The sequence below is a fragment of the Raineya orbicola genome (assembly GCF_002843425.1).
Lineage (GTDB): Bacteria > Bacteroidota > Bacteroidia > Cytophagales > Thermonemataceae > Raineya > Raineya orbicola.
Genome location: NZ_NKXO01000034.1, coordinates 15,127 through 35,990, shown reverse-complemented (window position 1 = coordinate 35,990; position 20,864 = coordinate 15,127). Strand labels below are relative to the sequence as shown.

The 20,864-nt window shown below is 37.4% G+C and carries 16 protein-coding genes; 11 read left to right on the top strand and 5 right to left on the bottom strand.

Features of this window, described 5'->3' with window-relative positions; translation table 11 throughout:
* Positions 1–209: 209 nt before the first annotated feature.
* The 5 genes from Rain11_RS10475 to Rain11_RS10455 form a co-directional block, all read right to left on the bottom strand.
* Positions 210–746: a glycine-rich domain-containing protein gene (locus Rain11_RS10475; protein WP_101359320.1), complete on the bottom strand. Its 537-nt coding sequence runs from the start codon at positions 744–746 to the stop codon at positions 210–212.
* A gap of 39 nt (positions 747–785) precedes the next feature.
* Positions 786–1,403, bottom strand: a complete 618-nt coding sequence (locus tag Rain11_RS10470) for a TauD/TfdA family dioxygenase (RefSeq protein ID WP_101359319.1) — start codon at positions 1,401–1,403, stop codon at positions 786–788.
* A 229-nt stretch (positions 1,404–1,632) separates the two neighbouring features.
* Positions 1,633–2,886 (bottom strand): B12-binding domain-containing radical SAM protein, encoded by a 1,254-nt coding sequence (locus tag Rain11_RS10465; RefSeq protein ID WP_101359318.1) that lies wholly within the window; start codon positions 2,884–2,886, stop codon positions 1,633–1,635.
* Positions 2,858–3,199: a hypothetical protein gene (locus Rain11_RS10460; RefSeq protein ID WP_101359317.1), complete on the bottom strand. Its 342-nt coding sequence runs from the start codon at positions 3,197–3,199 to the stop codon at positions 2,858–2,860. Before Rain11_RS10460 ends, Rain11_RS10465 begins: the two co-directional genes overlap by 29 nt.
* 23 nt (positions 3,200–3,222) lie before the next feature.
* A complete protein-coding gene (locus Rain11_RS10455; RefSeq protein ID WP_101359316.1) occupies positions 3,223–3,555 on the bottom strand; it encodes a hypothetical protein in 333 nt (110 codons plus the stop codon).
* A gap of 126 nt (positions 3,556–3,681) precedes the next feature.
* On the opposite strand from Rain11_RS10455, the gene Rain11_RS10450 reads away from it, so the two are divergent.
* From Rain11_RS10450 to Rain11_RS10400, 11 genes are all read left to right on the top strand, one after another.
* On the top strand, positions 3,682–5,856 hold the full coding sequence (locus Rain11_RS10450; RefSeq protein WP_101359315.1) for a hypothetical protein: 2,175 nt from the start codon (positions 3,682–3,684) through the stop codon (positions 5,854–5,856).
* A gap of 34 nt (positions 5,857–5,890) precedes the next feature.
* Positions 5,891–7,774: an ABC-F family ATP-binding cassette domain-containing protein gene (locus Rain11_RS10445; RefSeq protein WP_101359314.1), complete on the top strand. Its 1,884-nt coding sequence runs from the start codon at positions 5,891–5,893 to the stop codon at positions 7,772–7,774.
* Between the two features lie 90 nt (positions 7,775–7,864).
* A complete protein-coding gene (locus Rain11_RS10440) occupies positions 7,865–8,710 on the top strand; it encodes a 4-hydroxy-3-methylbut-2-enyl diphosphate reductase (RefSeq protein ID WP_101359313.1) in 846 nt (281 codons plus the stop codon).
* Positions 8,668–9,252 carry a heme NO-binding domain-containing protein gene (locus Rain11_RS10435; protein ID WP_133121569.1) on the top strand — a complete coding sequence of 195 codons (585 nt, stop codon included), beginning with the start codon at positions 8,668–8,670 and terminating at the stop codon, positions 9,250–9,252. The genes Rain11_RS10440 and Rain11_RS10435 overlap by 43 nt, the downstream gene beginning before the upstream one ends.
* 12 nt (positions 9,253–9,264) lie before the next feature.
* Positions 9,265–9,741 carry a sterol desaturase family protein gene (locus Rain11_RS10430; RefSeq protein WP_101359311.1) on the top strand — a complete coding sequence of 159 codons (477 nt, stop codon included), beginning with the start codon at positions 9,265–9,267 and terminating at the stop codon, positions 9,739–9,741.
* A 245-nt stretch (positions 9,742–9,986) separates the two neighbouring features.
* On the top strand, positions 9,987–12,200 hold the full coding sequence (locus tag Rain11_RS10425; protein ID WP_101359310.1) for a TonB-dependent receptor plug domain-containing protein: 2,214 nt from the start codon (positions 9,987–9,989) through the stop codon (positions 12,198–12,200).
* 40 nt (positions 12,201–12,240) lie between these two features.
* Positions 12,241–14,838, top strand: coding sequence for a TonB-dependent receptor plug domain-containing protein (locus Rain11_RS10420; RefSeq protein WP_101359309.1), 2,598 nt, complete (start codon positions 12,241–12,243; stop codon positions 14,836–14,838).
* Between the two features lie 12 nt (positions 14,839–14,850).
* Entirely contained in the window at positions 14,851–17,313 is a 2,463-nt protein-coding gene (locus tag Rain11_RS10415) for a tetratricopeptide repeat protein (protein ID WP_101359308.1), read from the top strand.
* 140 nt (positions 17,314–17,453) lie between these two features.
* Entirely contained in the window at positions 17,454–18,986 is a 1,533-nt protein-coding gene (locus Rain11_RS10410) for a lytic transglycosylase domain-containing protein (protein WP_165778119.1), read from the top strand.
* Between the two features lie 172 nt (positions 18,987–19,158).
* Complete coding sequence (locus Rain11_RS10405) at positions 19,159–20,094, top strand: NAD-dependent epimerase/dehydratase family protein (RefSeq protein WP_101359306.1); 936 nt, start codon at positions 19,159–19,161, stop codon at positions 20,092–20,094.
* Between the two features lie 173 nt (positions 20,095–20,267).
* Positions 20,268–20,849: a hypothetical protein gene (locus Rain11_RS10400; protein ID WP_101359305.1), complete on the top strand. Its 582-nt coding sequence runs from the start codon at positions 20,268–20,270 to the stop codon at positions 20,847–20,849.
* The last annotated feature ends 15 nt before the right edge of the window (positions 20,850–20,864 follow it).

Below are 20,864 nucleotides of genomic sequence, written 5' to 3'. Positions count from 1 at the left end.
GTTTGCCACGATTGCCTTGATTTTTATCGTAGGTAATGTTTGTGCCTTTTGTACCCTTGTTAGGATTTTTGATGTCAGCTTGATGATTAGATTGTTTTTTCATAATTTTTGCAGTTTTTAGGTGGATAATTTGAGGATATTTGCTTGATTTTTTACTTTATACCTTGTAGTAAAACTCCCCCTCTTTTTTAGAGAGGGAGCAGTTTTAATTACTCATCAGAACAAGCGTGCCAACATCTATTTTCGCAGTCGTGCCAGCAATCACTTTCATCGTCGTCATCATCATCAAAAATATTTAAGTTCTCTCTTAGCATATTTTCACCAAAAGTTTCCAAGTATAGTTGCTTGGTTTTGTAGAAAGCATTTTTAAGATTTTGAGCATCTTGCTCACCTCTCATACCAAAGTAAGGGAAATGATGTAAATAGTACCCGAAAACTGCCTCGCAATCTTTATGATAAGCCCTTGTATCAAGAATGTGATAATGCCAAAAAATATCCATAATTCCATTAGGTACTATTCCTTTTCCATACTTTTTACATAGATGCAAGTAGCGTTTGTATTCAATTTCAGCAGTATCGCACTGCTCGGCTGTCCAACCTTCGCCTTCGTTAGGCTCTTGGAGTTTCATTTTTACCATTTCAAGGTCAATAGCGGCAATAACGGGGTCTATGCCTTTTTGGTTTATCAGATAGGAGATACGCTCCACACTGATAGGGTCGGGGTAAATTAAAAGCGTAGTTTCCATACATTTTAGAATTTTAAGGTCAAACAAAAGGGTATATGCTTACTTTTCAGAAAGCCAAAATCGTTTGAGCCATCGGTCTTGGTTGCCTTCAATAGGCGTTCGGGCGTGAAAAATCCGATGGTTATCTACTATCAAAATATCGGTGGGTTGTAGTTTGAGCTTTACAGGTTCTGCCTCACGAATAAGTTGCTGAAATGCTCTCAAAGCAGGATTTTGCTTGTCTTGGCTTCGCACAAGCCAAAAAGAATAGTAAAACTTTGTATTTCCGTTGCTATCTATGCTTACCAAAGGGTACTTTTCGTAGTCATCAGGAAATACTTTATGCTCAAAAAGTTCTATCTTTTGTAATTCGTTCTGATAAGGCTGGCAAAGTTTTTTGTAAATTTCAAAGGCATCAAGTAAAAGAGTTTCGCCTCCAATATTACATTGTTTGTAGCAATACCAAACAATGAATTTGGCTTTGTGGTGGTCAGTGTGAAAATCCAACCCCCTTGTAGAAGTAATCAATCCTCTGCTATCGGGTTTGGGAGTTACATCAGTAATCTGAATAACCTCGCCCAAAGCAGTAAGTATTTCTTGAAGTGTATTTTCATTTTGTTTGGGTAAGTGTAAAAAGCCTTGCTCATAAAGACCTCTAAGTGGGGCGTTTGCTTGCATAATCTTTTGCTTATTATCTGTTACAAAGGTAGAGTGCTTTTGGCTAATAAAGACATCAACATTTGAAGGGTAAAACTGCGTTTTTGAGCTGTATTCAGACTTTTTTATTCACACTTTGGCTAATCTTTGCAAAAGCCCCTATCCCTAAATCCTTTTCCCAAAAGGAGAAAGGTACTTTTGCTTGCTCGCCGGAATTTTCGCAACTCATTCTTTCTTTGTTGAGTATATTTTAGAACCTAACTTTGGGGTTAAGTTGGCTGGCTATTTCTTTCATTGCCCACCACTCATCTTCGGAGAAGGTATTACTGCTCACTACGGTTGGGATATTGAAATCGCCCAATACTTTTTCAACAAAGCCAAACTCTTCTTTTTGGTCATACAATTTTGTGCCTTTTAGAAGCATCAGCGGGAAAGCGGCAATGTTTTCTACGTTTTTTTGCAAAAGCCAATCAATACCATACTGAAAGCTCTCTAAGGTTTGGTGTGGTAAGCCGTAAATCATACTGATTTCGTAGGAAATGCCTCTTTCATTCAGTTCTTGAATAACACTTTCAACTACTTGCAAATTATTAGGACGCTCAATCGTGTAAAACTCTTTCTCTACAATTGTTTGCAAGCCAAATTCTAAATTGATGTTGATTTTTTCAGCAAAATCCAAAAACTTTTTACCAAGTACATTTTTGAAGTTTTCAAAGCGAACTTGAAAAGAAAAAAGTGTATTCATTTGCAAACGGGCAATTTCTTCCAAAATCAGTACCGCATTTTTTCCACCATTGAATATAGGGTCTAAAGCATTGACCTTTTGCACATTTTTTCCCTTGAAAAAAGCTAGTTCTGCAAAAATCTTATCCAATTCGTGTTTATAGACTTTTCCTTTTTCCAAATCTCGGTGAGCACAAAAACTGCATACATACGGACAACCTCTTTGTGTTTCCCAACGTATCATTTTCATATTTTGCTCAATAGGAAACTCTCCTGTTAAGTACACTGATGGGATTAGTGAGAAATCTACTTCGCCTTTTAAGATTTTCTTTTCGGCGGGGCGTGGCATCAGGATAGCTTCCAAAAGGCTTTTCTCGGCGTAACCTTTGATGTAAATATCGGCTTCGGGATATTCATCAAAAAGTTGTTCGGGTTTGCTTGTGTAAGAAATCTGATACCCCCCAAGAACAATTTTACCCTGAAAGCCACTTCGGCGAATGACTTGCAGGAAATCTTTGATAAAATACTCGTTCCAAATGTAGCACGAAATAGCCAGTGTATCGTAGCGATGTAAGTCTAATTCCTCAAGCAAATGCCACAAAAACTCATTTGAAATACTATTGCGATAATACCACATATTTACACTTTTGCTTTCAGCTGTAAATTCACTGCCGTAGCGGGCATCTTGCTTCAAATAAGCGAGTAGAGAGGCAACTGCCAAAGATTTAGGCAGTTCGCCTTCTCTGATGAGGTCAAAGGATAATATAAGGGCTGTTTTCATTGGGTTTATCAAGGTTTAGGTAGAAGTAAGGTTCTTGTTGAATGATTTTGATGAGTTTCTCGGTACAAATCCAGTAGGCGGTTATGAAAAGTTTTTTGTTTCTGACAATAATTAAATGAGGAGTCCGAGTATTGGGGACAAAGTAAAATGGCGGTGTGATGATGATTTTATTTTCTTCGTAGAGCAATTTTTGAAGTTGAAAGTCTATATCTTGAGCAAGGTTGCGTTCTATCATTCCCAAAAGAGTTTCGGAAATCTGCCTTTCTTGGCATCTTTGCCTGAAATGGCTGGTTCTGATGAAGTGTTTGCCCATAGTAGTGTAAATTTGGAGGTGAGTTAAGAGTTGATTTTTTGAAGCAGATTGCAGATTTGTTCAAAAACAAATTCTATCATTATCATTTCCATGAGTTTTTCGTAGCTGTGAAATCCCAAAAATTCGGCGATGGCTTGTTCGTTGTGAGGTTGGAGTTGATGCGTTGGCTTGCAGGAGCCGTAATGGAAAAATCTGAAAATCGTATTTTCGTCTATACCAACTAAATCGGCAAGTTTTACTAAATCTTTTCTCAAAAATTTTGTTTTCCCTTGCAAAATTTCGTCAAAACGTTTATCTTGCTTAGATGCTTTTTCTAAAATTTTCTTTTGAATTTTTTCTTTGATTTTAGGGTGCATAGTTTTTTGAATTTAGGGTTTCGCCTAAACCTTTACAAAACCTATGCGGCGTGCCAAAAAAAATTTAACACCTAAAACATTAAGAGAGGAAATCAACTTTAAAAAGCAAAGTAAATAAGCAACATTATGACACAAAACTTTGAAAATCTGTTTGATTTGTGTAAGTTTCTAAAAGATTATGCCCCTATCATAGGCGACCTGACCCAGCTTAGTAATGGCAAAGAAAACAAGCAACAGAAACTACTAACCCAAATTTGTCAGACTATTGAGCAAAAACAAACCGCCGAAGAAGCCTTTGAATGGATTGGAAAGCAAAAAGATTTTACCAAAAATTTTTCAGATTTGGTTGATGATGCCACTGAAAAACTTTTAGAAAAGTTACAAGAAACTATTTTTTCGCTTACAGAACATATTCCCAAAGGACTAATAGAAAAACTTCCTGAAAATCTACAACAAGAACTTCTTGCCCAAAAAGCCCTTAAAATGATTTGGACAGCCGAGTTTCTTTTAGAAGAGAGACTTTTTCTGCTCGTTGAAAAGCTCTTTAAGCAAATCAAGGAAGTCGTGCAGAAAAATAAAATTACTTATCTCTACGGCAAAGTATGTGATTTAGAAATGAGATTAGCGAGTTTCAAAATCGTTCATACTCCACACCTCATCAATTACAAACAACTAAAAGGCATTTTAAGAGATTTTTTTGAAACGGGGATTTATTTTTACCAAAAAAAGTCTCAAAATGGGCTTATATCAGCAGAAGAGTCTTCCTTTGAGCAAATCAGACAAGAATTTGAACGCATAGGCGATAAAGAGTATGAGGTTCTACAAAAAAAACGCAACGAATTACTCAGTATGCTTCAGAAAGAAACTTATGAGGAAGACATTTATCGCAATTTCAAAGATTTTGTAAATTTTCGTTTGAAACAGATATATGAAGAAGCAGAATATGAATACTGGAAAAATAACTCCCAAGATGGATTTTTTGGCTTTTCGTTTTACAATTTGCTACTGATTTTCTTACAGATAAATGAAAAAGCTAATGTACGTATTAGGGCAATTGAAGACTTGATGGATATTTACAAAGAAAAGTATGATACCTTTACAGCTAATCCGATTGGGCATTTGTTTAGTCTTACCTTACTGATTAGACATTTTTTTGACACTCTCAAAAAAGCTGATTTTGAAGAAAGCCAGCGAATTTTAGAGCTGATACGTAAAGAAAAACGCTTTTTTCAGTATAACGAAGATTTGCTCTATACAAGTTTTGGCTATTTTTTGGAAAACTTGATTTTTGCTTTGGAACATCGCCAAATCAGCGAGCAACTCAAAACAAATCCTGATTGGAGTGAAGCAGATATTCTAGAATATAGAGCCACTCAAATTGCCGAAAACTTGAAAATATTTTCACAAAAACATATTTCAAACTTGCTTTGGCGATTTGAATTGAATAATATCTTACTCAATTTTCGGCTGTGTATCTATCAGAATAACGAAGAAAATCAGAAAAAATGCTTGGATAGCATAGAGCAGATGTGCCTTCAACCTAACTTTGATAAAAAATATCCCAACTATTGGGTAGATTTGAAACTAATGGCGGGTATATTACTTTATCAGCAAAAAGAATTTATCCAAGTGGAGAGTATCGTCAAAAAAGAAGTTGATAAATTCCAAAGACGTACTAATTATGAACTAAAACCTTTTCAGGAAGCTATCCGAAACATCCTGCGAAAAAACGAAAAAACGCTTTCACAGGCTTATCAGAAAGGTAAAGAAAAACTCGCCCAAACTGCCCCCGAAGGGCTTTTGGAGCAAGCGATGTTGTGGTTTTTTGAAGAAGGATTGAACATTTCCAAACGAACTCAAAAAATCACTCAATTCGCTGAACCTGTGTTAGTAACAGAAGAACAACAAAACCCAATCTTAGCAAAAATTGAGCATTATCGGAAAAGTATCTTGCTTTATTGTCAGTACCTAAGTTTGCAAGATTGGGACAATTGGAAGTTACTTTTTGCTGACTCAGTACATTTGTACATCAAACTCTACGACCACAGCCCCGAACATATCATCAAAAATCTTCAAAATTTTTTCAAAGACCGAAAAAATATCCATTATTCGGCAAAAATGGAGCATCTGCAAGTAAAAGTTTATGGCGATTTAGCGATTGTTCCGCTTGTATTCGGTTGGCAACACAACGGACAAGAAACCTACCAAGCTGAAGTAGAAACTGCTTTCTACTTCAATGAACAAGGGAAAATCCGAGTAGTGCAAGAAAATAAGATTCTAAATCGTAAGGGAGTTTTCTAAATTTTCCGAACTTTGCCCTCCAAATACTAAAGCTATGCTTACTATTCATAATCTTTCTTTTGCTTTTGGAGGGCGAATACTTTATGAGAGTGCCTCTTTGCAAATCAAACCCAAAGATAGAATCGGACTCATCGGACTGAATGGAACAGGCAAATCTACGCTTTTACGCTTAATTGTTGGCGAGTATCAGCCCGAGAGCGGAACTATCAGCCGAAGCAAAGAATGTACCATTGGCTTTCTAAATCAAGATTTGCTTTCGTACCAAAGTCAAGAGCCTATTCTGAAAGTTGCAATGCAGGCTTTTGAACGGCAAAATTTTCTGCAAGAGCAAATTCAGAAGGTTCTTTCGGAAATGGAAACAAATTATAGCGAACATCTTTTGCATAAATTAAGCACTTTGCAAGAAGAATTTGCAATGCTTGATGGCTATAACCTGCAATCGCAAGCAGAAAAAGTTTTGGAAGGTTTGGGCTTTCGTACCGAAGATTTACAGAAACCGCTACAACAATTTTCGGGTGGCTGGCGTATGCGTGTAATGCTTGCCAAACTTTTGCTCCAAAAACCCGCCCTGCTGATGCTTGATGAACCTACCAACCATCTGGATTTGCCTTCTATTGAGTGGTTGGAAGAGTATTTGGCTGACTATGAAGGAGCTATTTTAGTAGTTTCTCACGATAGAGATTTTCTGGATAATACCTGCGAAACCATTGTAGAAGTAGCTCAAAAGAAACTGAATGTGTATGTAGGCAATTACTCCGATTATTTAGAGCAAAAAGCCGAAAGAGAAGAAATACAAAGAAATGCCTACGAGAATCAGCAGGCAATGATACGCCAAACAGAACGTTTTATCAATCGCTTTCGTGCTAAAGCTACCAAAGCACGTCAAGTACAATCTCGGATAAAAATGTTAGAACGCTTGGAACGCATTGAAGAAGTGAAAGACGAAAACGTAAAACTACATTTTCGCTTTACTTTTTCTCAAAATTCAGGCAGGCAAGTAGCAGAGCTTAAAAATCTTTCTAAAAGTTATGGTTCTTTACAAATTTTCAAAAATACTTCTATCGCCATAGAAAGAGGGGATAAAATTGCCTTTATCGGGGCAAATGGAAAAGGGAAATCAACCCTCTTGCGTATTTTGCAAGGCTCTGAAAGTTATGAAGGGGAAATTAAATGGGGGCATAACGTCAAAAGCACTTACTACGCCCAACATCAGATAGAAGCCCTTACTTTGGATAATGATTTGCTTACAGAACTTCGTCAGACAGGCACTACACGCACCGAAGTAGAATTGAGAACTATTTTGGGGTGCTTTTTATTTTCAGGCGAAGATGTTTTCAAGAAAATTCGGGTGCTTTCGGGTGGGGAAAAATCGCGAGTGGCTCTTGCCAAAACTCTCCTTTCAGATGCTAATTTCCTGCTTTTGGACGAGCCTACCAATCACTTGGATATGATTTCGGCAAATATTCTTGCCCAAGCTCTTAAAAATTTTGAGGGTACATTTGTAGTGGTTTCTCACGATAGAAATTTTATTCGTAAAGTAGCCAACAAAATTTGGTATATTGAAAATGAGCAAATCAAAGAATTTTTAGGCGGTTTTGATGAATACGAAATATGGCAAGAGGAGCAAAGCCTCAAAAAATCTCAACAAGAAAACCCCAAAGAATCTTTTTCCAAAACCAAAAATACCTCTCAACCACCTTCCAATAACACCCAAAAGCAACAACAAAAGGCTATTGAAAAAATTGAGCAAGAAATTACCCTTTTAGAAACGGAAAAATCCCGACTTGAAAATGAACTTTCTAATCCCGAAGTTTATGAGCAAATAAACTTACTTCAAGAAATACAGCAAAAATACGAACAAATTTGCAAAGAACTTAACGAAAAAATGCAAGTATGGGAAAATATGCTTGCAGAGTAGTTTGTGTAATTTTTCGGATAAAAAAGTAGCTTTTTTCTAAACAATTTTACCTTCTTTTTCGTATATTGGGCAAAGATTTTTTGCTGTGTTATGCTCAACCTTTCCGTAACCATTGATAAACATTCAGGTTTCTGCTTTGGCGTAGTGTATGCTATTGAAATGGCAGAAGAAATTCTTGAACAAGAAGGCAAGCTCTATTGCCTTGGCGATATTGTGCATAACGACGAGGAAGTAAAACGCCTTCAAGCCAAAGGCTTGAAAATTATCAATCACGATACACTCAAAGGCTTACGGAACGAAAAGGTACTTATACGGGCTCACGGCGAACCGCCTTCTACTTATCAGCTTGCTCTTGATAATAATCTGGAACTCATTGATGCCTCTTGCCCTGTGGTGCTTAAACTGCAAAATCGCATCAAAAACTCCTACGATAAAAATGAGAAAATCTATATTTACGGCAAACACGGACACGCCGAAATTATTGGACTGCTCGGACAAACACATAACGAAGCCGTAGTTTTTCAAGATATAGACGAACTAGAACTTGATAAACTACCTCACAAAATCACTCTTTACAGCCAAACCACTAAAAGTACCGACAAATTTTACCAAATCAAGGAAAAATTAGAAAGCCAAGGCATAGAAGTAGAAGCCAATGACACCATTTGCAGGCAAGTTTCTAACCGCGACGCCGAATTGCGAGATTTTGCCAAATTGTTTGATAAAATTATTTTTGTAGCAGGAACAAAATCTTCCAATGGCAAAGTGCTTTATGAGGTTTGCAAGCAAACCAATCCTAATACTTATTTCGTTTCTCGCCCCGAAGAGGTAAAAAAAGAATGGTTTAATGCAGGCGAAAGCGTAGGTATTTGTGGAGCAACCTCTACTCCTATGTGGCTAATGGAACAAGTCAAAACAATAATAGAAAATTTTTAATAAAAGCTATGCACGGTACTATTCACTATTGTCTTGAAGAAACTATTATCCATAAATATGGCAGAGAAAAGTGGCAAGAATGCCTGAAAGCCTTTAATTTACCGCCAAATCATTCTTTTATTACACAGATAAAAGAAGATATTGATGAAGCCTTAACGATTGATTTCATCTTCAAATCTGCCGAAATATTGGGAATTTCCTTACAACAGTTATTCGATGATTTTGGGATCTATTGGTGTACTGAGTATGCTCCCAAACTGTATTCAGCTTTTTATAAGGGTGCAAATACCACCAAAGATATGGTGCTTAAACTCACCAAAATTCACGAAATGTTTGGCAAAATACGTGAAACAGCTCAGCCCCCTCGCTTTGAATACAAAGAGCTTGCACCTAATAAATACGAAGTTGAGTATATATCTCAACGCAAACTCTTTGATTTATACATATCTCTTGTAAAGGGATTAGATGTGTATTTCAATAATCAAATCCATATTGAAAAAATTTCAGAAAATAAAGCAATTATGACTTTTAGTCACTATTAAAATATTGTATCTATGGAACTTTTTATCAACATAATACTGATGGTTACCACTTTTTTTTTAATGGAAGGAGTAGCTTGGGCAACACACAAGTACGTAATGCACGGATTTTTGTGGTGTTGGCACGAGTCTCACCACAAACCCCACAAAGGTTTTTTTGAAAAAAATGACCTTTTTGCAGTCGTTTTTAGCATTCCTTCCATAGCTACTATTGTTGCAGGCTTTGAATTTGAGAATGTAGGCTTTCTTAAATGGATTGGTTTTGGTATTTTAGGATATGGTATTTTTTATGTACTTTTTCACGATATTTTGGTACATAGAAGGGTGAAAATTAAATTTATCGCTAAGAACCCCTATCTCCGCCGAATGATACGAGCTCACAAGATTCATCATAAACATTTAGGCAAAGAGGGTGCCGAAGCCTTTGGTTTCCTGTACGCTCCTAAAAAATACGCCCCCAAAGATATACACGAAAAGGTAGAATTGGAATAAAAACTCGCAGTTAATCTATCCCTAAGCAAATATTATCAGTAAAAGTGGTTGCTCAGTACAGCAACCATTTTTATTTTTATACAAAAATTTGACAATCAATTTATTGCAAATAAATAATCAAAAAAAATCATAAATATTTAATATTTACAAAACTTTTCGTTCATTTTTTTTGGAAGTTTCGTTGCTATTTATTATCTTTTTGGCAGATATTTATTTTTGAGTTGGAACGCTAATGCTTATTATTTATGAAAATTACTTTATCAATAGCTTTTTTTTGTGTCATTATTCTGAAAAGCTATGCCCAGCACAGTGACACTTCCAAAGTGAAATTATTTACTGCCTCGCCCGATGAATTGCTGAAAATTCCCGTAAAAGAAGTTCAAGAAGTAAGTATCGCTTCTAACGTTGTAAAAGACATCAGCAAGCAACCTGCTTCCGTAACAGTAATTACCAAAGAGCAAATACGATTGAGTGGTGCAAGAACACTTTCTGAAGCCCTTACCTTATTTGCTCCGGGTTATTTTGCTATTGAAGACCAAGACGATTTAATCGCAGGATTTAGAGGTTTGGCACCCGATAATAATTCCAAAGTTTTAATGCTCATCAACGGGCAAAACCTGAATACTGAATTTTTCTGGGGACCACCCGATGCTGTTCTGAATAGCTCTAATTTGGAATATATTGAACGTATTGAGGTAATACGTGGTCCTGGTTCGGTTACATTGGGGCAGGGGGCTTTGCTGGGGGTTATCAATATTGTAACCAAAGATGCCAAAGATGCCGAAAATGGAGCATTTGAAGTGAGTACATCAGCAGGACTGAATGATTTTTACAATGGCAGTATTGGTGTAAAGATAAATACTAAAGGTATTCGCTCCTACACCTATATTTCAGGGCTTTCTTATCACGGACAAGCACTAAGAAACGAAGGTTGGGCGGCACAGCAAGGTAATCAGGGTTTTGCAGGAGGTAAAGTAGCTGATATGGGGCATCGTCTTCGCCGTAGTCAGAATACAACTATCATCAATACTACTCAAATCAATGACCTGGTAATCAATCTACTTAAAGCGGGGCAACGCAGAGACCTGTATAATTTCTACCGCGACAGGGAAGTGATTCGTCAAGATTTACTCTCACTTACTTTGGGATATAACTTCAAAATTTCTGAAAAGGTGAGCAATGTAAGTAGCGTTTCTTTTATCAATGATGATTATGGGCTATATTCACTTACAGGAACTACTATGGGAGGAACAGCAGAACAACGCTATGGAGCAAAAAGCGTTTTCAATCTTGATGGGCTTTGGAAAAATAACAAAACGGCTATTGGCATAGAATACAGAATTTTCTCGATGGGGCTACCGAACCGAGCAGGCAACAACTACATTGCCAATGTAGTAGGTTCTTTTGACCCTGCCACTGCCAACCAAGACCTCACAATGTCTTATCGCGAAAATATAACTTTGTTAAGTATTTTCGGAGAAAACTATTTCAGCCCTACCGAAAAGTTAGACCTATTTGCCGCCTTTCGCTATGACCAACACCCTTTCTGGGGGCAAAATATTTCGCCTCGCTTGGGAGTGATTTTCTCCCCTAACAAAAATTTTTCGGTACGAGCTTCCTATCAAGCGGGTTTCCGTGGAGCAGTAGGTTTGCATTATTCAGGAGGGTACAGACGAGATGGTTTCTTACGTGCTGAAAATTATACGCTTGTAGATGCCGCAGGTATCCCCAATGCTCGTAACATTGACCTTATCGCCCCTGAACGTATCAACAATATTGAGCTTGCCTTCCGTTGGAATATTCTATCTTCGCTTACGCTCAATACCGTAGTTTTTTACAATATTGTTCAAAATGTGATTGACGTGGGAGTATTCTACCAAAACCCTGACGATTTTAATATGGTAAATATAGGATCAGATATACCCGGCGACTGGAATGGGTACTGGTTTTTCAAAAATACACCAGGTACGTTCTCTCAAATCGGCAATGAAACAGTACTGAATTTTAATCACGAAAAAGTAAGCATTACATTAAGCAATGCTTTGGTAAAAGTAATGGAAGCAACCGAAGAACAGAAGGATTTGGCTATCAATGCCAATAGTATGTACCTAGCGGCAGATGAGAATAAAAAATTACGTTACAAGGCTTTTCCTGAAAATGTTACTCGTTTGAGCATAATAGCTAAGCCTGTAAGTAAATTTTATGCAGGAGTTCATTCAATGTATTATTCTAAATGGTATTCACCCGCAGGTACTGTGGCACAAGGAGGCTTCATACTCAATGCAGGAGTTGGATACGATTTTTCTGAAAAATTTTCTTTGGATTTACAAGCGAAAAATTTAACCAACAATACAAATTTATATCCGATGAATAGCAATGCAGGTGGTCCCGATGTTTCTCCCGGTACACCTGCTTGGGAAACTACGACTTTTTGGGCTACACTGCGTTTGAAATGGTAAAATCTTGTTTGTATGCGTAATTTTTTAACTCTATGCAATTATGAAACTCTTTATTTCTGTTCTAATGCTTACAGGTATAGTAAGTGTTAGTATGTTGAACGCTCAGACAGATAGTTCAAGAATTAAGCTATTTACCTCTTCGGCAGAGGAAATCTTACAGCTTAAAAAAGATGTAGAAGCAGAAATCCAAGTAGTAACGGCTTCCCGTATCAAAGAAAATTTGAGTGATGCTCCTGCAAGTATCACGGTAATTACCCGCGAAGATATTGAGCGTTACGGTTATCGTAATTTAGCCGAGCTACTAGCTCGTATTCCCGAAGTTTATACGCACTATACAGGCAACAATTTTGATACGGATTTCAGGGGCTTTTTCACCAACAACACTCGACGAAATGTACTTTTCCTTATCAACGGACATCGTATCAATGAACGTTTCCATTTTGGAGATTTTTACGCTGATGTTATTGGAGATTTAAATAATGTAGAGAGAATTGAGGTGTTGAGAGGTCCTGGGGGTGCTTTGTATGGTAGTGTGGCGGTTCAAGGGGTGGTCAATATTATTACGCGTAACGCCGACCCTGTGTTTTTGAATCGCGATAATCGGATAAAACTTTACACTTCTGCAATCTTTGAAGAGTTGGGTAGGAACTCTATTGTTCAACGCTTTTCTACGGGCTTGACTTTTGGTATTTCTGAAAAATCTAACCTTTCACTTACTTTATACCGTTTTTCAGGTGGCTTGGAGTATGATACCAAAACAGGACACACCCAACGTCCTTGGCAAAGTAGTTTCACTAAAAAGGGAGCAGGGCTTGCTGACATCATCTACCGCAACCAAGTTTATTGGGACGTACCCAATGACGGCAGTTTTAATGGAGGCTATGATTTTCCTAACTTTGATGTTCGTTTCAATAGTGAATATTTTTCTGTTGGGGCATTTATGCATAGCCGAGCTGTTTCTTGGGTACAACCCAAAGATAATGTAACTTTCAACCACCCCGATAACGACCGCCAATGGAGCCACGGTGCCGCTTACTTAGAGCTTAAACCTATCACAAAATGGGGAATTACGGCTCGTATTAGCTATAATTTAAGCACCAATAGAGAAATACAAGATTTCAGCCTTACCGATAGAAACCCTACCAATGGACAAACCTTAGCAAATACTGCATTAACTACTTTTCTCAACCCTTTCACAGGAGCTAATGCAAATAGATTTTTACTTATAGATGGCAACTTTGTAAGGTACAATACCCTATTAGACGCCAACATAGTACTCAAAGATAGTACTTTAGCTTACAATGGTGGCGGTTTGCGTATCAATTATGCAGGGATTACCAAGTCTTGGGGCGGGGAGTTTCAGATGATGCCTTTCAAAAATGAAAAAGTAAATGTGAGTTTGGGTGGTAACATTGAAATAGCTGATTACAAAAATATTCAATGGATTTCTGCAAGAAATAATATGTTTCTGTTCTATCGTCCTTCGGGGGGGATTTCTGATAATGGTTGGTATTATGGTTTATGGTTGCAAACTATTTATACACCTATTCCCAAACTTACTATCACCGCAGGAGTGCGTTACGACTATCAGTTTATTCAAGATGCTTATAGAAATTTCGGTAACCAAGTAGTTTATACTTTTAATGCTAATACGGGGGGATATTCTCCTATCCGAGCTCAGAATAAAGTAGACCAAAACATCACGCCCCGAGCCGTTGTAAATTATCGTTTTACAGAAAATACCAACGTAAGAGCCATTTTTGCTCGTGCCTTCCGTGCCGTACCTCCCCAAGAAATTATCCGTCTGCCTTTGGATATAGAAGCAAAGTCGGAGATAACTGACAACTACGAGCTAATTGTGAGTCATAGCTTTAATAAGAAAAAAAGCAATGCCAGTTTCAATGCATTTTATCTGCAAAACAATCGTTTGTATCAATTTAACCCCGCTTTACAAGCCTTCAATGCGGGAAGTGCTTGGAGCAATATTGGTTTTACGCTTTCAGCCTATCATCGCTTAGAAGACACTGACTTTTGGGGAGCGGCAACTTACTACATTCTTCGCCGCCCTTCCGATGCTTTTGCATTTATGAGAGATTACAAAAATCCTCGCGAAGGTACGGGAATTTTAGGCACGGTGGGTTCCGGTGGGGTTGCACCTATTTACGACCCTCTGCCCAATATGTTACTTCCTTTGGATTCGCCTGATTTGATGATAAAAGGCGGAGCAAGCCACATATTCAAAAAAGGAACTACCATAGGCTTGGAAGGCTATTTTAATGGCAGGATTTTAATGCTTGCTCCTGCAAATAACAATTTAGGAGAAGCAAGACCCGAAGCGATTATTGTACAGGGAAATCAAGTTATAGAAAACCCCAACGCCAACCCTAATAACTACACCAAACACAATGTTCCTGCGAGTTTGTATTTTAATTTGTATTTTAGACAAAATTTTGCTAAATTGCTCAACATAAATGGGCTGTTTATGGAACTAAAAATCAATAACGTACTCAATAGCCCTGTATGGAACGTTCTCAACTCTGACGCACAGGGTTGGAATAGTGCTATCTACCATAAACCTAATCAACTTCCTGATTTTGGCAGAAGGTTTATGATAAGTTTTAATTACACAATCCAATAAAACTTTACTATTATGACACCTGTTAAAAAACTTCTTTGTTTATTTCTTTGTTTGCTGGCTTTCAATATGATAGTAAAAGCTCAAAGCCAAAGTAGTATCAGTGTGCTACTTGCCGAGCTGAACAAAGCCAAAGATATGCCTGAACGTATCAATATTTTAGAGCGTCTGGGGCTTACCTATCAAAGACAAAATGCTCATAAAAAGGCTATTGAATATTTTGAGCAAGTTTATCAGTTGCAAGAGCAAAATAACGAAAGCAATTCGGCAAAAATCGCCATTTTGAATGCTATTGGAAATTCGCAAATAGCTCTGAAAGATTACAACAATGCTCAAAAAACCTATGATAAAATTTTGCGTTTGCAAAAGAAAGAAAATCGTAAAAAAGATGAAGTAAATACGCTTCACAAACTTGCTGAAATTTGCGAAGCGGCTGATAAAAATCAAGATGCCTTAAACTACACTTTGGAGTGTTTGCAACTTAATAAAGAACTAGGTGATGAGATGGCAGTTGCTGACACCCACAACAATTTAGGATTTTTGTACCGACAGCTCGGAAATACACAAAAATCTATGGACCATTTTATGGAAGCTCTCGCTATTTATGGCAAATTGAGCCGTCTGCGTCCTCAGCAACAACTTACTATGTACACCAACTTGGGTGTTACATATAGCTACATTGGAAAATTTGATGATGCAGGAGAGTATTTCCAAAAAGCCTATAAACTTGCTGAAAACCAGAAAAATGAATATGAAGTGGCTAATCTTTCCAATTATTTAGCCGCCAACAATTACGTTTCGGGTAAAAGTAAAGTAGCTATCGCCCAAACTGAAAAAGCTATTTCCATTGCTCAAAATTTACCTAATGGTGATAATATTTTAGAAGTAAGCTACAATATTTTGGCTCAAATCTATCAGAAAGAAAAGGATTTTGCTCAATATCAAAAGTATAATAAACTCTACCAAGATACACGTGAAAAAATCAGGCAACGTGAAGCATTAAATCAGCAAAAACTGCTTGAAGAGCAAATCAATGTGGAAAAAAAGGAAAATGAACTCAAACAAGATATTGCTGAAAAAGAAAAGCAAGAAATGACCGTAAAACAGCTCGCTTTGGAAAAAGAAAAAGCTCGCCAAGAAGCGGATTTAGCTCGCAAAGAAAGTGAAATTAGCCGTACACGTGCCTTGAACCAAGAATTGGAACGGAAAAGAATTGAGCAAGCTCTCTTGATTACCAAACAACAAGCCGAAGCCGAAAAACAAAGACAAGAAAATGAACTATTACAACGTGAAAAAGAACTCCAAGCTATCAAGATAGATGCCCAAGAAAAAGAAAAAGTACTTAAAGAAAAAGAACTCGCCGAAGTAAGAGAAAAAGAAAAAGTGGCTAAACAGCAAAAAGAAGCTGCCGAAAAAGAAGCCCGTGCCAATGAACTCATCAACCAACTCCTAATGATTATCATTGCTTTGGCAATTATTGGTTTGGCATACAGCATCTACACTTACATACGCATACGCAAACAGAAAAATGCTATTGAACGCCAAGCTAAAGAAATTGAAAAGCAGTCCAAAGAAATTCAAGAACAATCCCTTGCTATTCAGGAGCAATCTAACCAAATCGCCGCTCAAAACGAAGAACTTCGCCAGAACCAAGAGGAAATTATGGCTCAAAGAGATGCCATTGCCGAAAAGAATGCTATTCTTGCTGAACAAAACGAGAAAATTGAAAAAAGTATCAATGCCGCTATGACTATACAGCAGGCTGTTTTGCCTCACGAAGATAAAATGAAAGCCCTGTTGGGGGAATATTTCCTCATTTTCCGCCCCCGTGATGTAGTTTCTGGCGATTTTTACTGGGTAGAACAAGTTGATAACAAGGTGATTGTAGCTACCGTAGATTGCACCGGACACGGCGTACCCGGTGCCTTGATGAGTATTATTGGCAGCACAATGCTTACCAAAGTAGTAAAACAATATCAGATAACTGAACCTGCTGAAATTCTAAAAAAATTGGATGAAGAAATCCGTTCTACCCTCCAACAAGACAAAACGGAAAATCAATATGGAATGGATTTATCGGTGTGTGTTTTGGAAAAACAACCCGATGGCTTCACCAAACTCACTTATGCAGGGGCTAAAAGACCGCTTTATTACATAGAAGCTGGACACGACCAAGTTTTTATGCTCAAAGGCGACAGACGCTCTATTGGCGGTTTCCAAAACGAAAATGTTCCTTTTACTAATCAAGAGCTTAGACTCAAATCAGGTAGTTTGCTTTATTTAGGTAGCGACGGCTTCACAGACCAGAATAATGCAGAAAGAATAAAATTAGGCGAGGCTAAATTCAAATATCTACTCTCGCAAAATTGTAACCTCACTATGAGCGAACAACAAAAGCATTTAGAAAACTTCTTGGATATGTATCAAAGAGGAACTATGCAAAGAGACGATATTTTGCTAATGGGTATCAAAGTTTGAGCAAAGCTCATATAACTTACAGCATCTTTTCTCAACTTTTTGTTATGTAATTTTGGCAGTGTAAAAAACTTTCTATACCTTTACACTGCCGACTTGCTTTGGCACGACAAATGTTTTGTAAAAAACCAAATACTCTACCGATGAAAAAAGTAGCGAAGGTTCTGTTGTTTGGCTTTTTAGCATTTGCCTGTGTAAGCCCCAAACTTTATGGGCAGCCGGAAACCGCTAAAAATTCAGAAATTGATACTGAACTCAAAGATTATATCCCTGCAATTCACGACGAGCTTGTTGCAGAGCGTTTGAAGTGTATTGAAAATGAAATTCCTCTTACCTACAATAATGCTGTAAAAAAACAGATTGAGCGGTTTTGTGTAAAACAACGCAAGCAAATTAAGTACTATTTGATGAGAAAAGACCGCTACTTCCCCATTTTTGAGGAAATTTTGGCTAAATACAATATGCCTGATGAGCTCAAATACCTTTCTGTCGTAGAATCGTCTCTTATTCCCAAAGCTACTTCTTGGGCTTCGGCAGTGGGTTTATGGCAGTTTATGCCCTTCACGGGAAAAATGTATGGCTTGAAACAAGATTTTTACATTGATGAACGCATAGACCCTTACAAATCTACAGAAGCAGCGGCTCGCTTCCTTAAATACTTGTATGAAAGATTTGGAGACTGGCATCTGGTTCTTGCCGCCTACAATGCAGGTCCGGGTAGAATTGACCAAGCTATCAAACGGGCAGGAGGTAAAAGAAATTTTTGGGATATTTATCCTTACATTCCTGCCGAAACACGTGCCTATGTGCCTACTTTTATTGCTGTAACTTACGTTTTCAACTACCATCACGAGCATTTTGCCGAACTTCCCGAAGAGGTGCATACCTACATTCCTGCCGATACAATTGTAGTAAACCAATTTGTAAATGTGAAAGAACTTGCTAAACAATTGGATATCGATTTTGAAGTTTTGCAAGTACTTAATCCTCAACTGAAGAAAAATGTTGTACCTCGCCATTACAAAGACTATGCTTTGCGTATTCCCAAAGATAAAATAGAATATTTCAACGAACACCGCGAAGATATTCTCAAAGCCGCCAGCAAAAGAAGCTATCAGTACATTCCCTACCCTGCTACTTACAACGAAGCTATTGCTAGCACCAAAGGTAAAAAGAAGGTTACGCATACAGTACGTAAAGGTGAAACACTTACTCAAATTGCTCAGATGTATCAAGTACATACTCGCGACTTAATGCTCTGGAACAAACTTCGCTCTCAAAATCTAATAGCTTCGCAACGCTTGGTATTGTGGGTAGATGAAAAATCCAAAGAAAAAGAGGAGAAAGAGAAAGAAAACTCTGAAAACAGCGAAGAAAATTTAGCACAAAATAATAAACAAACAGAAAACAGTGAAAAAGAACCTCTAAACAACCAAGAAGTAAAAGTTCCTCTCCATAAGGTAGCCTTAAAAAAACCACTCATAGGGGCAATAGCAGGAACAAGCAGTAAAAATAATCTCTCTACAAGCAAAGAGGTGTATCACGTTGTCAAACAAGGTGATACGCTATGGAGCATCAGCAAACGCTACAACGGCTCTGTTGAGCAAATTCGCAAGTTAAATCCTAACCTTAAAGGTGAAAGCCTTGCTATAGGACAAAAAATTAGGGTTTATTAGAAAGCACGAAAAAGTATGTAAATCTTAAACATAAAATTCTCAAACCTTTGAAGCCATTGCTAATTATGTTTTAGTGGTAGATAGAAAATATTAGGAACTGCCTTTCATTTCTTGAAGTGCAAAATTTTAATATTGGCAATTTGTATAGAGAGCTATCCGAAATATTCTAAATATGAAGCAAACAATTTTAGGTGCAGGTGGAGCTATTGGAACAGAATTGGCAAAATTATTGTCCAATTATACAGATAATATCAGATTGGTTAGCAGAAATCCAAAAAAAGTAAATCCCAATGATGAACTACTGAGTGCTGACCTATCCGTAAAAGAGCAAGTAGAAAAAGCAGTACAAGATAGCGAAATTGTCTATCTCACAGTAGGATTTACTTACGACACCAAAGTTTGGCAAAAAATGTGGGTGCCGCTTATACAAAATGTAATAGCTTCTTGCCAAAAATTCAACTCTAAACTCGTTTTTTTTGATAATGTGTATGCAATTGGCGGCGACAACGTAAAACACATCACAGAAGAATCACCTATTAGCCCCACTAGTAAAAAAGGGGAAGTTAGAGCTGAAGTAGATAAACTTATTCTCAACGCTATTGAAGCTAATAAATTAAAAGCCATTATAGCACGTGCTCCTGACTTTTTTAGTGAATTTAAGGAAAGAAGCCTTTTGATGAACTTGGTTTATGATAATTTAGCCAAAGGTAAAAAAGCCCAATGGTTTTGTAACGCCAAGGTTATTCACACAACAGGATACGCTCCCGATTTGGCAAAAGGTACAGCGATGCTGGGCAATACACCCGAAGCCTATAATCAAGTTTGGAACTTACCAACAGACCCCCAAAAAATTACTGGTGAGCAATGGATTGACCTTTTTGCCCAAGAAATGAATACAAGTAACAAATACCAAGTTTTACCTGCTTGGGGTATGAAGGTCCTTGGGCTTTTTGTACCCATTCTGAAAGAAATGTACGAAATGCGTTACCAATACGATAGAGACTATTACTTTGATAGCTCCAAATTTAATAAAACATTCAAGTATCAGCCTACTGATAACAGAACCGCTGTAAAACAAACCATTGAAAAGTTGAAAAGCAAAAAGTAAGTTGTAAGTAAAGTAACATCACCATCACTGATGTTGCTTTTTATCAGATCGAAAACACAATTAATCACTAATTTTTAAAATTTTACAAAATAAATTTACTTTTTTTAGAAAGTTTTTCTAACTTTGGCATTATTCGTGCTTTACGAGTAATGTGTAACCAAAAAACTGTTTTTATGAAAAAGTCATTTATCTATTTCACGTTTATAGTTCTCGTAGCCTCTGTTTCATTTTCTTGTAGAAAGAAAGAAAAAGTAAAACTTCCCAAAGGGGAAGAAGAGGTAGTAGTGCCTTGCTCAGGTCCGCAGTATTTTACGGATAAAAAAACATTCCGAGCCAATGCTATGGGTGAAAGCCAAGACCAAATGGTTGCTAAGCGTAAAGCATTAAGCAACTGCCGTGATGAACTGGCTCGTAGCATCAATACACGTATCAAAGCAGTTACAGACAACTACGTAAACTCACGTGAGTTCAACAACAAAGAAGAGGTTGAAGAACGCTACGAAAACCTCACACGCGAAGTAATTGACCAAGAAATCGCTGGAACTAAAACTATTTGTGAAAAACTGGTAAAAACTCAAGAAGGCACCTACAAATACTATATTGCCATAGAACTGACTACCGACGATTTGCTTGAATCTTACAACAAGCGTATGCAAAAACTTTCCCAAGAGGAACGCCTCAAAATTGATTATGACTACGAAAAATTCAAAAAAACCTTTGAGGCTGAAATGGAAAAATTAAGCCAAGGACGCTAATTCAAACTTCGCTAC

Bases quoted from the DNA above. Each gene is read 5' to 3' on its own strand.
- Rain11_RS10475 (WP_101359320.1), bottom strand. From the start codon at position 746: ATGGAAACTACGCTTTTAATTTACCCCGACCCTATCAGTGTGGAGCGT.
- Rain11_RS10470 (WP_101359319.1), bottom strand. From the start codon at position 1,403: ATGCAAGCAAACGCCCCACTTAGAGGTCTTTATGAGCAAGGCTTTTTA.
- Rain11_RS10465 (WP_101359318.1), bottom strand. From the start codon at position 2,886: ATGAAAACAGCCCTTATATTATCCTTTGACCTCATCAGAGAAGGCGAA.
- Rain11_RS10460 (WP_101359317.1), bottom strand. From the start codon at position 3,199: ATGGGCAAACACTTCATCAGAACCAGCCATTTCAGGCAAAGATGCCAA.
- Rain11_RS10455 (WP_101359316.1), bottom strand. From the start codon at position 3,555: ATGCACCCTAAAATCAAAGAAAAAATTCAAAAGAAAATTTTAGAAAAA.
- Rain11_RS10450 (WP_101359315.1), top strand. From the start codon at position 3,682: ATGACACAAAACTTTGAAAATCTGTTTGATTTGTGTAAGTTTCTAAAA.
- Rain11_RS10445 (WP_101359314.1), top strand. From the start codon at position 5,891: ATGCTTACTATTCATAATCTTTCTTTTGCTTTTGGAGGGCGAATACTT.
- Rain11_RS10440 (WP_101359313.1), top strand. From the start codon at position 7,865: ATGCTCAACCTTTCCGTAACCATTGATAAACATTCAGGTTTCTGCTTT.
- Rain11_RS10430 (WP_101359311.1), top strand. From the start codon at position 9,265: ATGGAACTTTTTATCAACATAATACTGATGGTTACCACTTTTTTTTTA.
- Rain11_RS10425 (WP_101359310.1), top strand. From the start codon at position 9,987: ATGAAAATTACTTTATCAATAGCTTTTTTTTGTGTCATTATTCTGAAA.
- Rain11_RS10420 (WP_101359309.1), top strand. From the start codon at position 12,241: ATGAAACTCTTTATTTCTGTTCTAATGCTTACAGGTATAGTAAGTGTT.
- Rain11_RS10415 (WP_101359308.1), top strand. From the start codon at position 14,851: ATGACACCTGTTAAAAAACTTCTTTGTTTATTTCTTTGTTTGCTGGCT.
- Rain11_RS10410 (WP_165778119.1), top strand. From the start codon at position 17,454: ATGAAAAAAGTAGCGAAGGTTCTGTTGTTTGGCTTTTTAGCATTTGCC.
- Rain11_RS10405 (WP_101359306.1), top strand. From the start codon at position 19,159: ATGAAGCAAACAATTTTAGGTGCAGGTGGAGCTATTGGAACAGAATTG.
- Rain11_RS10400 (WP_101359305.1), top strand. From the start codon at position 20,268: ATGAAAAAGTCATTTATCTATTTCACGTTTATAGTTCTCGTAGCCTCT.